Genomic DNA, 17268 nt, shown 5'->3' with positions numbered 1-17268 from the left:
GGTTTATTGGATAGTCCTACATCTACTTTAAGTGGTAATCAGGTGGTTGGTTCTGGTTATACGGGTATTTATCTTTATAATTCTCCGGGTTCTAGTTTAAGTGGTAATGTGGTGAATGGTAATGGTGGTGGAGGGATATTTTTAAGGCTTAGTCCTAGTTCTTGGATTCAAAATAATGTTGCTAATGGTAATGGTTGGAGTGGTATTTATCTTGAGCAAAGCAGCGGTAGCTGGGTTTTAGCTAACACTGCGAATAGTAATGGTAATGGAGGAGTATGGCTTACAGGCACAGATTCAACACCTATTATAGGTAACACATTCCAATACAATCCCTACGGAGCAGCATTCACCGGTAGTAACGGTAATCAGTTTTCTTTTAATACTGTGACTAATAATGTGTATGGTGTAACTACTTCTTACAGTAATTCTGTTTCTAATAATCTTATAATGGATAATAGTGTTTGGGGTTTAAATATGGATACTTATGGAAACAATTTAAACAATCCCACCATCACCGACAACCAAATATACAGAAACGGCATAGGAATAAAACTTACAGGAAATAACAATATTCTAGGAACATTTTTATTAACTAATAACAGTGTCCTGGCCAACAACTACGCCCTAACAATCCAAGGAAACAACAACCTACTAAACGGAACACAACTATTCGGAAACACCAATGGTTTGCATTTAATGGGTGATGGTAATGTTTTAACCAATCTTAACGTGTTTTATTGGAAACAACAACACGTTGAATGGTAGTTTGTTGCAGAATAATACTAATGGTTTAATCATAAATGGAAGTGAAAACCATGTTAACAGCACACTAATCTTCAACAACACCAACAGTTTGATTTTGAATGGGAATAATAACCTGTTTAATGGTTCTGGAGCATTAAATGGGACCAATGGTTTCTTTATTACTGGAACAGGTAACAGTATAACTAATAATAGTGTTAGTAATCAAAACAATACTGCAATGTATATAAATGGGGATAATATTGTTACAGGAAACAGTTTGACGGATAATAATGGTACAGGACTCTTAATAAGGTCGGATAATGATGTTGTTGATTTTTTGAACATGATTGGAAACACCATAATCCGTAACGGCCAAGGAATAAACATCCAAGGAAATAACAACAATATAAACAACATTCTAACACTATTTAACATCCTCTTAGATAATGGTTACAGTTTAACCATCACAGGGAACAATAATCAGATGAACAGCACTATTTTAACATTGAATAAGAATGGATTACAGGTAAATGGAAACAATAATAGTTTTTCTAATGTTACTAGTCGTTTTAACAACCAAACTGGAATCATACTAAATGGAAACAACAACACGTTGAATGGTAGTTTGTTGCAGAATAATACTAATGGTTTAATCATAAATGGAAGTGAAAACCATGTTAACAGCACACTAATCTTCAACAACACCAACGGAAGCACCATAAACGGAAACAATAACAACCTAACAGGTAATAATGTTCATAATAACACAGAGAATGGTTTAATCATAAACGGTAGCAACAATACGTTCGTTCAAAACAATATCACAGGAAACCCAAATGCCATACTTGTTGAAAACGGGACAAACAACACTTTAAACTTTAATCGTGTTGCAGGTAACACTCATAACCTTCACAATAATGGCTATGGAACTGTTGATGCTCAGTATAATTGGTGGGGTCAAAACAATCCTATATGTATCACGGGAATGAATATAAACACAGGTAATCATGCTGTTGCGGTTTTAAATGTGCCATCAGGCACTATAAATCCAGGACAAGTATATGATATTACTGTAACTCTCAAAAGCAGTACCGGCGAAGAACTAAAAATGGAGATTCCTTCATTCATGGTGCAATTCTTTATAAACAACGGTGGTGATGTCTACCCAGAAACAGCACCCCTAATTAATAACAGTGCCTGGACACAACTACAAGTCTTCAACCCGGGAAGCTACACACTAACTGCCACAATAGACCAACAAACACTCACAAACATGTTAAGCACTCCTGTGAATAGTCAACCAGTCACACCTCATAAAATCCCACGTAAAATTGCTGATCCTGCTCCAAATAATAATCTTTGCGGTGCAATAGCAGTTGGTAACCTTCTAAACAGTTTAGGTGCAAAGGCAGATGCTAATCTTATATCACAAATTGGCGGATTAACCGATCAGGGTATCAGTATGTATGGCCTGTCACAAGCAGCATCATACTACGGAATACAACTAACAGGATTAAAAATTGATTCTGGTCAACTAAAAAACAACGACATAGTACTCCTAAACATAAACGGAAACAACCACTACGCTCTAATCCTCGGCAAAATCGGAGACAACTACATAATACAGGATCCGTTCCTGGGAACAGTAATCATGACCACAGAACAATTCAACAAATACTACACAGGCAACGCACTAACCACAAATCCAAACGGACGAGGAACACCACTAAGTACAGAAGAAATGAAGGGATTGTTTGGTGGCGTAGTTTTTTTGGTTCCAGTTGCATATATAGCTGTATGTGCTATTATTTTGGGAGGTACATATTTGGCTGTTACGTATGGGCCTGAATTTAATAAGTCCGTTGATCAAGCTAGAGGTAAAGTAGGATCTTATTTAGCTGATGCTAGAAAAAATCGTGATAGAACAACGACTAAACGACTTATACAACTCAGTAAAACAGAAACAATGAGTTCAAACAAGCTTAATATTAATTTTAATAAATCTCGCCCTGTAAAACTAAGCGATGGATATATAACTACGCACACAGTAAGATATAAGACTGTTGATCCAAATAAAAAGCGCCTGACCCTAGAAAAAAGTTCTAAAAATAAACATAAACAGTTAAGCACACCTGTTTGGTATGATCCTGGTGGGAAAAGTCCTAAAGGTGGGAAGCTTCTAAAAACATTAGCTGGAATGGGGGCAGCGGCAGTAGCTTATCTTACAATGGATACTTTAGGTAAGATTAATAAAGCTAATAAAGATGAGAACGTCCCTAAGATAGGGAAATCTAAAAAAAGAAAGTAATTTTTGTATATAAGGAGTGTTATTATGGGTTTCAATATTTTTAAAAATCGAAAGGTAGATAAATTAGTTATAAAGGGCCTTCAATATGTGGATGATAATCCTGCACTGGCTCTTGAATATTTTAATAAAGCATTAGACTTAACTCCCAATTATGGAGTTGCATGGTATAATAAAGGGAATCTTTTTTATAGGTTAGGTAAATTTAATGAAGCATTAGAACACTTTGATAAATCTATAAAATTAGATTCTAATGATATGAATCACTGGTATGGTAAATGCTTATCACTTTACGCGTTAGAAAGATTTGATGAAGCTTTAAAATGTTATAATCAGGCATTGTCTATTGATGATAAAAATGCACTTATATGGTATGGTAAAGGTAATGTTTTAAGTGATTTGAAACGTTTTGATGAGGCTTTAGAATGCTATAACAAAGCATTAGAATTGGATCCCTATGATACCGGTAAATTGAATAATAGAGGTAACATGCTTAAAGAGTTAAATAGGCTTGATGAGGCTTTGGAATGTTATAATAAAGCATTAGAGATTGAACCTGAAGATGCATTGATACTGGATAATAAAGGTAATGTTTTAAGTGATTTGAAACGTTTTGATGAGGCTTTGGAATGTTATAATAAAGCATTAGAATTGGATTTTGAATTTGCTTATGCATGGTACAATAAGGGCAGTGCACTAAATAATTTAAACAGTTTTAAGGATGCATTAAAATGTTTTAGTAAAGTGTTAGAACTTGATCCTGATGATAGTGATGCTTGGGCTTTTAAAGGTTCTATCTCAAATAAAATAGGACATTTTAAAGAGGCTTTGGAATATCTTGAAAAAAGTTTAGAAATTGATCCTGAAGATGAAGAAACATGGCTTGAAAAAGGAAAAGTTCTTCAAAAACTCAAAAAATACAATGAATCACTAGAATGTTATAACAAAGCATTAGAATTAGATCCTGATTTTGAAGAAGCACTTGAAGCCGTCGAAAATCTCTCAAAATTCGTAGAATTTTGGAGCACAAATCAAAGCTAGAAAAATGCAAAGCATTTTTCTTGCACAAAAATAAAAGATTTTTGATGATTTGTAAGCTCCGATTTTCGGGCAATCAAAAATCATAGATTTTTGAAAGCTAAAAAGGAACTTTTAGAATTGATGGGTGAGAATTAAGCTGTTTATTTTTATATTTTTACTTTTTTTTTAAGATTTTTTATAACGTTATTCAAACTGCTTTAGACAGATTCAACCAGGAAAGAGCAGAGTATCAAAAGAAAGGTTTAGTTAAGTATGTTCAATCTAAATATGGTCAAACCAAAACTTATGCTAAAAAAAAGCATATTATATCAAGAAAGTTCATGATACACATGTTAAGCCTCTGGCAGAAAAATATAACGTACCAGCAGACACAATATTATACATAAAATTCTTTTCGCCGTGCTTCCAACAAATCAGGTTCTTTACCTAAAATTTCTGATGCTACAACTATCTCATTATCTGATTCTTTTTCTACTGACTTTATAAAATCAAAACATCGCATATCTCTTAGAAGATGATGATCCACAATTACTTTGGGTATTTTATTAGATATTTCAATTAAATTCCTTCTTGCACTTTCAATATCTCCTCTTTCAATGGCAAATCCTTGAAGATAAATTGGAGGACCGCTCAATATCAAAATATCCGGATTTTCATTAAGAATAAACTGTTTTGATCCTTCATAAATAGGCCCTTGGACATCAGATGCATGCATCAAACTCTTTCCATTGTACTGGATTGTTGTAGTAATCACATATCCTAAGCGGCTTCCCTCAGACCCGTGGGGAAGTGGATTTGAAAATTTAAGTGTTGTTTCCCCTATTTCAAATATATTACCATCTGCATAGGAAACCTCACAGTTTAAATCTTCTAAATTCTTTAAAAAATCAGCAGCACGTTTTTGCTGGCTTTTATTAATTTTAGAAGTGGAATGTTTGATAAATAATTTTTTTCCGCTATAAAGTTTCTCCGCAGCTTTAGGGGATGAATCCAGAAATTTCCCAAGCTCAAATGGAGTGTAATGGTCATGATGATAATGGCTTACAGTAAATATACCTGCTTTTTCCCCATACTCATTGATTTTAGCTCTGGAGCTATACAATGCATCGAATTCGTTTTTCCACGGCGGATATCCAAATCTTTTAGGTGCAATTGAAGTTCCAGGGTCAATTAAGATTTTTTGATCAGTTTCAACAAATGTAGCCATTGATCTGACACCTAAACTTTCAAAAGCAAGAGGTACAACTTTCATAAAATCGCCATATCTTTAAAATGTTCTCTATTTACAATTATTTTATTACATCCACAAATTCAAACTTTTCAACATCAAACAATCCCCCGTCACTGATTTTAAGCTTTGGAATCACCAGAAGGGCCAAAAATGACATTGTCATAAAAGGTGAATCAAGTTTACATCCAATATCCTCTAAAACATTGTGTAAAGTTTCAAGTTTTAAAGAAACCTCAGCTGCAGTTTCATTACTCATTAATCCTGCAATCGGTAGCTTTAATGAATGATGATCACCATTAAATGCTATTACAAGCCCTCCATTATTTTTAACGAGTTTATTTGCAGCTTCAGCCATGTCCTGACTGTTTGTACCTACAACAATTATATTATGGGAGTCATGGGCAACACTTGAAGCAATAGCCCCATCTTGAAGTCCGAACCCCTGAACAAATGCATTTGTTATTTTATTTTGGCCATATCTTTCAAGAACAGAAATTTTCAAAATATCTTTTTTTATATCTGGCATTAATTTACCATCAGAAACTTTTAAAACAGATTCAGACTCTTCTGTGAGTAATTGTCCTTCAATTACTTCAATTACCTTTACTTTTTCTTCTTTATTACTTGAAAGGATTTCAAAATCGTCCGGAACTTTATCCTTTATGTTGAAAGTACTTTGAAGATCAGGAGAATTTATAGAAAATAAAGGTTTACCATCACTTGCAACCTTCTTTCCACCTATAAATACATCTTTTACATTAAAATCTTCTAAATTGTCCACAATAACAATATCTGCAGCTTTTCCTGGGGCAATTAAACCCTTATTTAGATTATAATGAGTTGCAGGGTTTAAAGTGGCCATTTTAATTGCTTTAATTGGATCCAGTCCTGATTGAACAGCTTCTTTAAGCATTAAATTAACATGTCCTTTTATAAGGTCTTCAGGGTGTTTATCATCCGAAACAATGAAATCTCCACCAGCATCAATTAAATCAACTAAATTTTTGGCAGATGAACCTTGTCTGAGCATTATTTTCATGCCCAGCTTTCTTTTTTCAATTACTTCAGAGGCAATTGTACATTCGTGATCAGTGGAAATTCCTGCTTTAATGTATTTACAAAGCTCTTCACCAGATAAAAGAGGCGCATGCCCATCAACAGGTTTTTTATGCTTCTTTGCAGCATTGATTTTAGTCATAACTTCAATATCGTCTGCTAATACTCCTGGAAAATTCATCATTTCCCCTAATGCAACTATTTCATCCATATCAAGAAGTTTATCAATTTCTTTTGCATTGATTATTGCTCCTGAAGTTTCAAAAGGTGTTGCAGGGACACATGATGGTGCTGTGAAAAAAATATTTAAGGGAACAGTTGCTGCATCTTTAATCATGTATTTTATTCCTCGGGTTCCCAAGACATTGGCAATTTCATGGGGATCAGATACAACTGAAGTTGTTCCATGAGGAACCACGGTTTCAGCAAACTTTGAAGGTGTGAGCATAGAACTTTCTATGTGTATGTGGGCATCAATAAATCCTGGTAGAATAAAATGATTGAATTTATCTTCAACTGGCTTCACACATTCTATCACTCCATCACTAAAGTATATTTCTGCTGGATAGATCCTTTCAGTAAACACGTCCACTAAATTACCTTTGATCATCTTCTTGCCTCAATTTTTATAAATTATGATTTGAAATGTTTTTACCTACTTATTGTTTTATCCATCTTAAATATAAATAAATTCATTACAATTCATGAAAAAATAAATTAAAAAGCAAAATAAATCCACAAATTATCTAATAATCCTCATTTAAACCAATTATATCTTCTTCTCATCCCATTTAATGCAAAAGGATATAAAATCCTCCAAAACATGTTATAATTATATATCCAATTAAAATTATTTATAATCCAATTAAAATTATTCACTGCCAATGAGTAATTATTTTTATTTAATTTTTCCCATAAATAACGGTTTACAATACCTGCTTTTAATTTACCCTCAAAACACGATTTAGCCATAATTTCATAGTCTTCATCATTAATAATACTTCTTGCTGCTTGAAAACCTGAAGTTATTGCGTATCTCATCCCAAAACCTAAAAATAAATCCTGTAAACCAGCAGCTTCCCCTACAAATATAGTTTTCCCCTTTTTAAATCTGCTATTTATAGAAAAACAGCCCATTCCTCCGCAATTTCGTGCCTCTTCAATATTAAATTTATATAAATTAGAAAAAAATTCCTTTGTTTTCCTAAAACAGGAATCAGTTTTATTAAAATTATCTAATAGAACTGATGACATGCATCCATATCCTTTAGTTACAAGAAGATATGAATATCCCTTAAAAGCAGCTTCATTGTTAAATAAAACCGTAGCAGTATCTTTTAGGTCTGTTTTAAATGTTATTCCTTTAACAACACCTACAACATTTTCTAAAACAGGTCCTGTTGCCACAATATCTGCATCTTCTTCATTAATTGTTTTTTCAAAGTGTATATTAACGCCAGCATCTAATGCCTGTTCTTTTAAACCAAAATCAAGGCTATTATCCACATTTCCCCTTTTAACAAGGTAATATAGTGGTTTTTTTAAAGTTGTTACTTCATTAGTTTTTATACTGTTAGTAGCAGTTATTATACTGAAAGGATGACAGTCGAAGTTTGTATCGATGCTCATTTTTCTAATTTCCGCTAAAACATCTTCTTTTTCAGACCAGTTCTCAAGACCTTGAAGATCTCCATGAAATCTTTGTCCAACATCTTTATTTCTCTCAAAAACATTGACTTCATAGCCTTCTTTTGCAAGATTAATAGCTGCAGATAAACCTGCAAGACCAGCACCAGAAATCAATACTTTATCCATAATTGAGCCCCAAAAATAATATATGACAATAGATATATATAAAATATGTAAATGTTTTAATACAAAAAAAAGGTGAGCCTGAATGGATATTTATTACATACTTGCAGTAATAACCTTTGTTTCGATTCTAGTAAGTATTTTTATGACATGTTGGACCTATTTAACCCATAATAAGGAACAAATGCAAGCAAACATGTTTTTAAGGTATGATTACTTTAAAAAAAGTTCTTTGATATTCTTTATTGCTATCGCTTTCTATTTGATCATGAATTCTTTGGATCACATTGGAATTGTTGTACCAACTGTCTACATGGTAATAACAGATATTGCCGTTTTGTTCTTGATTTTAGTGTCCTTATATTACTTCAAAACTAAAGTTACCATAGAATAATAAAAAAATAGTCAAAAAAAGAAATTTAATTTCAATTTATTCTTTAATACAATCCAATCCTTCAAGATTTTCATATAAAATAGGTAAAAATGCCCCAACGTCTGTAACTATGCTTACAACCTGAGCACTTCCCCTATCTGCGAGTTTTGTGACTGTTGCAGGATTTATATCCACACATATACTTTTTACATAAGACGGGAGTATGTTTCCTGTTGCTATAGAATGAAGCATTGTTGCAATCATAATCACCATATCCACATTCTGTGCATATTTTCGCATTTCCTCTTGCGCATCTATTACGTCAGTTATAACATCTGGAAGAGGCCCATCATCCCTTATTGAGCCTGCAAGCACAAATGGTACATTATTTTTCACGCATTCATACATAATTCCGCTAGTCAATATTCCTTTATCCACAGCTTCTTTTATTGAACCTGCCTTATTTATTTCATTAATAGCGTAAATATGATGCCTGTGACCCCTAACAACAGCTTCACCATGTTTGGTGCAAACTCCAAGTGATGTTCCATAAAGTGCGTTTTCAATATCATGGGTTGCAAGGGCATTACCTGCAAATAAAACATCAATAATCCCTTCTCTTATCATTCGAGCAAGAATTAGTGCTGAACCTGTGTGTATTATTGCTGGACCTGCTACAATAGCTATTTTACCTTTCCTTTCTTTAATTTCTCTGATTTCAGAAGCAATTTTTTCTATAATGGACCTTACAGGCTTTTCTGATGACGCTTCACTGGACATGAACTCAAAAACACCCTTTTTACCCCTAGGCCTTTCAGGAGGAACAACTTTAATACCTTCCCTTCCCACAACAATTAAATTTCCCTTCTTTATTTTACCTATTGGCAAACATTTGGCTTTTTCTTCATCTGGATCAATTACAATCATACAGTCCATTTCAATATCTTCAACCTCTACCCATTCATCCCTATATCGGACATAAGTAGGGTGATTTGTGGTTGAATAAAAATCTTCAGGAAGTGTTTTATCTTTTTGAGATTCAAGAAGCTCGATTTCCTTGATTTCTACAATTACTGCCCCTATTTCACCTAATTCATCCAGTATTTCTCCTAAATGAGATTCATCTTTTCCTATAACCTTGATTTTAGCATGACTTATATCCTTTTTATGTTTACCTACATGAACATCAAGAATTTCAAAATCTCCACCCATGTCCATTATAAGATCAAGAGATTTAGGGAGTGTTAATGAGTCAATTATGTGTCCTGAAAGTTTAACTTCTCTTGTATTCATCATATCAGCTCCAAATAACTAAAATACATTATATATACTTACTAAACATGGTTAAAATTTAATTTATTGAGTTTCATGGTGATTATTTTAGCATAATCCTTTAAAAATACTTTTTAAAAAGTATCAATATTCATTTTCCCCATTAAATTTTGAATTGACTATCTATTACTTAATCATAATATATAAATTTTAAAAAAAATAAAAAATTTTTAACTTTTTAATTTATTGAACAGATAAAAAGTCATAAATTGCTTTTGCACCATTAATTGAGGTTATATTTCCAATTTCAGTTGATGAAACTTCAACTAAATCAAAACCAACCACTTCTTTTCCTTTAAATGAGTGGATCAGACTTTCAAGTTGGAAAGGATTTAATCCGCATGGAGAAGGAGTGCCTACATTGGGTGCATAAGCTGGATCAAGCATATCTATGTCCAAACTTAGATAAATAGGACCTTTAACCTTTTTTATTGTATTTTTAACCTTTTCAAGGTTTTCATTGACTTCATGAGAAGTAAAATAGCTTATCTGGTTTTCTCGCGCAAATTTGATTTCTTCTTCTAAAGATGACCTCAAGCCAATTTGAATCATACCCTTGGGATTTAAATCCATTATTCGGCGCATTACAGTTGCATGGGAATATTTTTCACCCATATATTCATCTCGCAGGTCCATATGGGCATCAAAATGAATAATTGTTATATCTTCAACATCCATCGCTTTTAAAACACCGTAACTTACAGTATGTTCACCGCCGATGACTATTGGAATAATACTCATCTCTAAAATATCTGATACAGTTGATTCTATTAACTGAGATGTTTTTTTGAAATTACCCTGAATTACTTCGATATCGCCGAAATCATAAATATTTGCATCTAAAGTTTTTTTTAAAACCATATTATATCTTTCAAAATTATAAGATGCTTCACGAACAGTCTTTGGACCAAATCTTGCACCAGTTTTATAGGTTGATGTACTATCAAATGGTGCTCCAATTATACCAAAATTTTTGGCATTTTTATTTAAATTGGAGATTTCTGATTCGTCGCCTATCTTTGAAAATGCAAATTGTAAAGGGTTTTGTGTGTAAAAAAGCATTTTTTATCCCCTTTATTTGCTTAAAATAGCCTTAATAATAAATAATCGTACGAAAAAGTAAAAATAATTGAAATTAATACAATTCAACTATTTAACCCTCATGATTTTTTGCTTGCCCAACGCCTCTATGTAATCAACTTCTGCGCCTTCAACAATGTCCTTTTTAAGTTCTTCAGGTATAGGTAATTCAAATGTTTCGTAAGATTCAAGATCCATGAGTTGAACATCCTTCCCCATTAAAGCAAGGACTTGAGCTACTCTTTTATCAATCATTGGGACGTCACACTTGGAATCAACAGGTTTTACAAAGCTTCTTTTTTGACCGTCAAATATTCCTGTAGCTTCCACTCTTGCCTTTGCAGCGCCGTGTTTTCCAGGAGATGATGTCTGAATACTTGAAATTTTTGATGCTTCACCGTCTAAAATGACATATTTACCTACTTTTAAGGTTTTTACTTCTACAACCTTCTTTGACATAATAATTTCCTCCGAATATAATAGTATTAAAGAACCTTTATGAAGTATAAAATTTTATGAAATATAAAATAATATATTAACTATATAAAATATGTTTATGATCACAATTTAGCTCTTTAATCTGTAAAATCTTAAGATATGTTTATTTATATATGATATAAACGTTTTATAGATAACTTAAATGGAATGAAAAGTACAGCCATCTAATATGAAATACGTTTAAAAATACTATAGATTAAGCTATATCTGTTTCAATATTTAAATATTAAGTGATAATCATGAAAATAGCAATAACTTCAGGAAAGGCAGAAGGTCCAAGTAAACTCAATGCATTTGACAATGCCCTATTAGATGCAGGAATAGGGGATGTAAATTTAATTAAAGTATCCAGTATAATTCCAAAAGGCTCAAAATTCGTAGAACTTCCAAAACTGGAAGCAGGGGCCATGATAAACTGTGTTTTAGCCCATTCAACATCCGATAACAAAGGAGATATCATTTCTGCGGCAATCGCCGTTGCAACATCTGAGGATTTTGGATGTGTAGTGGAAAATTCAGCTTTAAATAAAGATCCAGAAGAAGTAAAGGAAAAAGCAGTTTTTATGGTTAAAGAAATGATGAAAATTAGGGAAATGGAAATTAATAAAATTATTGTTGAAACCCAGAGCCATGTTGTTAAAGATGAAGGTTCAGTAGTGGCTGCAGTAGTATATTTGGAGTAAAAAACTATGGAAAACAAAGATATGGAGTTTTGGAGGAATGTTTCCTATGATATAATCGATGAAGTTCAAAAAGCCATCTCCCCATTAGTTGGTAAGGAGAAATCCGGTGAAGTCATGAAAATCGGAGCTGATGGTACTCCTACAAAATTAATTGACGAAGTAGCAGAAGAAAAAGTTATAGAAGTTCTAGAAAATACTGGAAAAACAGTTAATCTTGTTAGTGAAGAAATAGGCGAAGTTAAAATAGGAAATGGAAAACCTGAAGCCACATTTGTAGTTGATCCGCTGGACGGAACAGCGAATGCCGTAAAAAACATACCTGCTTATGCAATATCCATTGCAATTGCTCCTGCTTTAGATTTATCAACAATAAATGATATTAAAATGGGTTTTGTTAAAAATTTTGCTACAGGAGACCTTTATGAGGGTTTTAAAGGAAAAGGATCCCATGTTAATGGAAATAAGTTGATAACATCTTCACATGAAACTATTGCAGGTTCTTCAATAGGAGTTTATATTCGCGGTGCCAAAATGGATGAAATAGGCGAAATATTCAGTTTAGTAAGACGAATAAGGCTTTTAGGCTCCATTGCTATTGAATTATGTTATGTAGCTGGTGGAACATATGATGCATTTCTTGATATCAGGGGAAATTTAAGAATTATTGATATGGCAGCAGCAAAACTCATAATCGAAGAAGCTGGTGGAACAATGACTGACGAAAACTGTAAAGATTTAAATAACAAATTAAATGTTAAAGAAAGAACATCTGTAGTTGCTTCTTCAAATTCAAGTATCCATAGCGATATAATCAAATTTTTGGAGGTTTTATAATGCGTATAGGTATTGTAACACGTCATGATATCCATAAAGGTGTAGAACTTGCTGGTGAAATTACTAATTTCCTTATTAAAGAAGATGTAGATGTGCTTTTAGACCCTTTAATCACCGCTGAACTTGATAAATATTCTGAGTTATCATGTGAACTTCCTGATATGGATGTAGACATAATCATTGCCATTGGAGGAGATGGAACTATTTTAAGAACCCAAAGCCTTATTGATGGTAAAAAAATACCTGTGTTCGGAATAAATATGGGTACAGTCGGTTTTCTAACAGAAATAGGTCCTGAAGAGACTTTTCATGCTCTAAAAGAAGTGTTGAATGGTAATTATTTCATTGAAGAGAGGACACGTCTTGAAGTTTGGCACAATCATGATTTAGCCCCTGCATTAAATGAAGTAGTTTTAATGACAAGAACACCTGCAAAAATGCTTCATATTGAAATAAAAGTAGATGATGAAATTGTTGAAGAATTAAGAGCAGATGGACTAATAGTTGCAACTCCAAGTGGATCTACTGCTTATTCCATGTCTGCAGGCGGCCCTATAGTCGATCCCCGAGTTGATGCATTTATAATAGTTCCAATATGTCCATTTAAGCTTGGTTCACGCCCTACAGTAGTATCAAGTAAAAGTATTATACAAGTTAGGTTACTTAGAGAAGGTAAAAAGGCTATTGCAGTAATTGACGGACAATTTGAAGAGGAAATTAATTACATGGAAGAAATTGTCTTTAAAAAATCAGATCAATGTGCCTACTTTGTAAGGTTAACTAAAGAGTTCTATAAAAAAGTAAGAGAAAAGCTTATGAAAGGCGGAATAGACTCTGAATAATTCAATATTCCAATTTATTTTTAAATAAAACATTTTTAAGGAGTTAATTTACCAATGAATACATTAATTGTTGATATGACCCATGGAGGCGTTTTAATTGCTTCTGAATTTTCAAAGTTACAGGATTGTAATGTTTTTGCGTGGGATATCTACAACACTTTGGATAAAGAAAAAAAGAAGTACCTCCTTGAAAAAGGGATTAAATTATTTGAAAAAGACTTTTTAGAAAAAATAAATGATAATAAATTTATTAAAACCTCTTCAAAGGACGATTTTTTAGTTATTGCACCAGTGCATTGCAATATTAAAATTGAAGTCCATATGACTCATCATGAAGCTGTTAAATTCCTATTAAAAGATAAAATTAATGTTCCCATAATTGAAGTAACTGGAGTTAAAGGAAAAACAAGCATTGTTTGGATGCTGAAAGAAATATTTAAGGATTTAAATCCTCTTGTTTTAAGCAGTTTAGGAGTAGAAGTCTTTAAAAACGGTAAAAGTCATCTTTTAAAGCATGATATAAGCATAACTCCTGCAAGCATCATAGAAGCATTACAGCTCGCAGATGACTATGATTTTGGGATATGTATCTTTGAAACATCTCTTGGAGGAACTGGCCTTGCTGATGTCGGTATTTTATCCAATATTGCCGAAGATTATTCAATTGCATCTGGAGTGAAAACTGCAAGCCAGGCTAAGGCTCAAATGCTTAAAAGTAAAATGATGGTCTGTGATTTTGATTCATTTAACCAATATTACTCTAATTTCAATGGAAAAATGAATACATTTAGTATTAACCACAATTCAAATGTTAAAGCCTCAAAAATCAATTTTGGATTGGATGAAACATCATTTAAGGTTACTGCAAAGGAAATTAAAACCATTAATGGAACTATTACCAATGCAGAATTTGAAATTAAAACATTTGCACCAGCAGAACATCATTTAAAAAATGTTCTTTGTGCAATCTGTGCAGCTTTAACCTTAAACACTCCCATTAATCAGATAATAAATGGTTTAAAAGATTTTAAAGGTATTAAAGGGCGTACCTCCCTAAAATATCATAAAGACAAGATTATAATAGAAGAAATAAATCCTGGAATCAATGTTACAGCAATTAAAAAATCAGTTAAAATGATTGAAGAATTCAGGGACCCAATAGTCATCTTTGGAGGGAAATATGGAGTTACATGTGAAGAAATTGATGAAGTGGCTACAATAAATTTTTTCAATCATATGAACAGCAAAATAAAGCTCATATTAGTAGATGAACTCGGTAAAAGCATCAAAAAACATATAAAAAGAAAATATGAATATTATAACTTGAATGACGCTATTACTATGGCTGTTGAAATGGATTCAAAAATAATTCTCTTAATTTATCGATCCAATTTTTCAGATTTAAAAAAAAGATAAAATTAAAATACTCAAATCCATATTAATATTAATATTATTAAAATTCATAAAAATCTTTTTAAATATCCTTAGAGAATCATTCTATAAGGTTTAAAAACTTATGTTTAAAATCCAAATTAAAATTTTTCAATATTAAACGATTTTGGAGAGGATTCTTTGAAAGTGGGTACCAGAGGAAGCAATTTAGCAATGACCCAAACAAAAAATATAATCAAACAGTTGTCCAATATAACCAATGAAAAAATTGATATCAAACTTATAAAAACCACAGGAGATAAAATAACTGACTCTCAGCTTTATACAATTGATGTAAAAGGCATATTTACAAAAGAACTTGATAAGGCAGTATTAGAGGAAGACGTTGACTTTGCAGTGCACAGCCTAAAAGATCTTCCCACTGAACTTGCAGATGATCTAAAAATAGTAGCAGTTCCTGAAAGAGAATCTCCAAATGAAGTTCTTGTATCATCTTATGATTGGGATGAACTGCCAGAAGATGCAATAATGGGAACAAGCAGCTTAAGAAGAGAAGCATTTTGTAATTATCATAATAAAAAATTAAATATAAAACCTATAAGGGGAAACATAGATACAAGGATTAAAAAAGTGATAAAAAAGGAATTTGATGCCACCATAATGGCAGAAGCTGGTCTTAAAAGATTAGGTCTTACACAACACATAAAAAAAATATTTCCCTTAGAATATTTAACCCCTGCAGCTGGACAGGGAGCACTCGCTGTTGTCGCAAGAGAAGATAGCAAAGTAAGGAAAGATTTAGAGAAATTAAATCATTTTAAATCAGCACAAGAAGTAAAAGCAGAAAAAAAAGTGCTTGAAGAACTTGGAGTGGGCTGTCAATGGCCCCTTGGAGTATCAGCAAAAGCAAAAAACAGTGAATTAGAACTTAATAGCATTTTGCTTACAAAAGAAGGTGAATTGTTATCTAAAGTTAAATTAACAGGTTCAATAAACGATGCAGAAAAAATAGGCGAAGAAGCTGCAAAAATGATGATGGAGGATTATTTGTGAATAAGGTAAATGTAGGCGTAATAGGTGTAGGTGCCATGGGTTATAACCATGCCAGAGTATACTCTAAACTAGAAAATGCTAATCTTATAGCAGTATCTGACCTTATGAGGGAAAAATCAGATGAAGTTTCTAAAAAATACAATACACAAGGATTTGTAGACTATAATGACATACTTAAAATGCCTGAAATAGACGCAGTAAGTGTTTGTGTCCCCACCACCCATCATTTTAACGTTGTTATGGATGCAATAGAACATGGAAAACATGTATTAGTAGAAAAACCAATAGCATTTACCTTAAGAGAAGCAAAAACAATGGTAAAAGCTGCAAAGGAGGAAGGAGTCAAGCTTGGAACTGGCCATGTTGAAAGATTTAATCCTGCAGTTGAGGAAGCTAAAAAACTCATAAAGAACGACGTTATTGGCGAAGTTGTTTCCTGCTCAGCAAAGAGAGTAGGTCCATTTCCTCCGCGAATAAAAGATGTAGGAGTTACAATAGATCTGGCAATACATGAAGTTGACATTATGTTCCACCTCTTTGAAAGCCCAGTATCCGCAATATACGCAAATATGGGCAGTAGACTAAAAAATTGTAAATATGAAGACCATGCAGAGATAATGAGCAAATTTAAAAATGGTATTATAGGCATGCTTGAAGTAAACTGGCTTACACCCTACAAAAAAAGGAAACTGGAAATTACAGGAGCCGAAGGCATAATATCCATTGATTATATTGACCAGAGTGTTGATATTTATGGTAAATCCACACAGAATGTTAATGTCCCTCACAAAGAACCTTTAAAAGAAGAATTAGGTTCATTTTTATCTGCAGTAAGTAATGATGAAGAGCCAAAAATCACCGGTGAAGATGGAATATATGCCCTTAAAGTTGTTACTGCAGCAATGCAATCTGCTAAAAGTAATCTTCCTGTTGAAATAAACGATTATTAGAAATTTTTACAACAGAGTTTATATTGCCTAAAAAGAAAAAAT

General features: G+C 32.7%; 16 protein-coding genes. 10 read left to right on the top strand and 6 right to left on the bottom strand.

Annotated elements, in window-relative coordinates; all coding sequences use genetic code 11:
- The 3 genes from HZC47_04600 to HZC47_04590 all read left to right on the top strand — a co-directional run.
- Positions 1-765 (top strand): right-handed parallel beta-helix repeat-containing protein (locus HZC47_04600; GenBank protein ID MBI5680157.1); only part of this gene is annotated, 765 nt, incomplete at its 5' end.
- Positions 766-769: 4 nt separating this feature from the next.
- Complete coding sequence (locus HZC47_04595; protein ID MBI5680156.1) at positions 770-3052, top strand: hypothetical protein; 2283 nt, start codon at positions 770-772, stop codon at positions 3050-3052.
- A 24-nt stretch (positions 3053-3076) separates the two neighbouring features.
- Positions 3077-4090, top strand: a complete 1014-nt coding sequence (locus tag HZC47_04590) for a tetratricopeptide repeat protein (protein MBI5680155.1) — start codon at positions 3077-3079, stop codon at positions 4088-4090.
- Positions 4091-4466: 376 nt separating this feature from the next.
- Here the strand turns inward: HZC47_04590 and HZC47_04585 are convergent, their stop codons facing one another.
- The 3 genes from HZC47_04585 to HZC47_04575 form a co-directional block, all read right to left on the bottom strand.
- Positions 4467-5342, bottom strand: coding sequence for an MBL fold metallo-hydrolase (locus HZC47_04585; GenBank protein ID MBI5680154.1), 876 nt, complete (start codon positions 5340-5342; stop codon positions 4467-4469).
- 37 nt (positions 5343-5379) lie between these two features.
- Positions 5380-6987: an adenine deaminase gene (gene ade / locus HZC47_04580; GenBank protein MBI5680153.1), complete on the bottom strand. Its 1608-nt coding sequence runs from the start codon at positions 6985-6987 to the stop codon at positions 5380-5382.
- A gap of 146 nt (positions 6988-7133) precedes the next feature.
- The gene (locus tag HZC47_04575; protein MBI5680152.1) at positions 7134-8192 is read right to left on the bottom strand and encodes an NAD(P)/FAD-dependent oxidoreductase; all 1059 of its coding nucleotides are present in this window, start codon (positions 8190-8192) and stop codon (positions 7134-7136) included.
- Positions 8193-8274: 82 nt separating this feature from the next.
- Here HZC47_04575 and HZC47_04570 point away from each other — a divergent pair, with 82 nt between their 5' ends.
- Positions 8275-8583: a hypothetical protein gene (locus HZC47_04570; GenBank protein ID MBI5680151.1), complete on the top strand. Its 309-nt coding sequence runs from the start codon at positions 8275-8277 to the stop codon at positions 8581-8583.
- A gap of 36 nt (positions 8584-8619) precedes the next feature.
- On the opposite strand, the gene HZC47_04565 is transcribed toward HZC47_04570, so the two are convergent.
- The 3 genes from HZC47_04565 to HZC47_04555 form a co-directional block, all read right to left on the bottom strand.
- Entirely contained in the window at positions 8620-9855 is a 1236-nt protein-coding gene (locus HZC47_04565) for a TIGR00300 family protein (protein ID MBI5680150.1), read from the bottom strand.
- Positions 9856-10077: 222 nt separating this feature from the next.
- On the bottom strand, positions 10078-10956 hold the full coding sequence (gene speB / locus HZC47_04560; GenBank protein MBI5680149.1) for an agmatinase: 879 nt from the start codon (positions 10954-10956) through the stop codon (positions 10078-10080).
- Between the two features lie 87 nt (positions 10957-11043).
- Positions 11044-11433 (bottom strand): translation initiation factor IF-5A, encoded by a 390-nt coding sequence (locus tag HZC47_04555; GenBank protein MBI5680148.1) that lies wholly within the window; start codon positions 11431-11433, stop codon positions 11044-11046.
- A 278-nt stretch (positions 11434-11711) separates the two neighbouring features.
- Here HZC47_04555 and HZC47_04550 point away from each other — a divergent pair, with 278 nt between their 5' ends.
- The 6 genes from HZC47_04550 (at position 11712) to HZC47_04525 (ending at position 17226) form a co-directional block, all read left to right on the top strand.
- The gene (locus HZC47_04550; protein ID MBI5680147.1) at positions 11712-12155 is read left to right on the top strand and encodes an arginine decarboxylase, pyruvoyl-dependent; all 444 of its coding nucleotides are present in this window, start codon (positions 11712-11714) and stop codon (positions 12153-12155) included.
- Positions 12156-12161: 6 nt separating this feature from the next.
- On the top strand, positions 12162-12989 hold the full coding sequence (locus HZC47_04545) for a bifunctional fructose-bisphosphatase/inositol-phosphate phosphatase (protein ID MBI5680146.1): 828 nt from the start codon (positions 12162-12164) through the stop codon (positions 12987-12989).
- Positions 12989-13831, top strand: coding sequence for an NAD(+) kinase (locus HZC47_04540; GenBank protein MBI5680145.1), 843 nt, complete (start codon positions 12989-12991; stop codon positions 13829-13831). The genes HZC47_04545 and HZC47_04540 overlap by 1 nt, the downstream gene beginning before the upstream one ends.
- A gap of 54 nt (positions 13832-13885) precedes the next feature.
- A complete protein-coding gene (gene cfbE, locus HZC47_04535) occupies positions 13886-15247 on the top strand; it encodes a coenzyme F430 synthase (GenBank protein ID MBI5680144.1) in 1362 nt (453 codons plus the stop codon).
- Between the two features lie 156 nt (positions 15248-15403).
- Entirely contained in the window at positions 15404-16276 is an 873-nt protein-coding gene (hemC, locus tag HZC47_04530) for a hydroxymethylbilane synthase (GenBank protein ID MBI5680143.1), read from the top strand.
- The gene (locus HZC47_04525; protein MBI5680142.1) at positions 16273-17226 is read left to right on the top strand and encodes a Gfo/Idh/MocA family oxidoreductase; all 954 of its coding nucleotides are present in this window, start codon (positions 16273-16275) and stop codon (positions 17224-17226) included. The genes hemC and HZC47_04525 overlap by 4 nt, the downstream gene beginning before the upstream one ends.
- Positions 17227-17268: the final 42 nt, after the last annotated feature.

It is taken from the genome of Methanobacterium sp. (assembly GCA_016222945.1).
In the GTDB taxonomy this organism is placed as follows: domain Archaea; phylum Methanobacteriota; class Methanobacteria; order Methanobacteriales; family Methanobacteriaceae; genus Methanobacterium_D.
The sequence above is the reverse complement of the archived record's forward strand: the minus strand, read 5'-3'. Positions and strand labels throughout refer to the sequence as shown.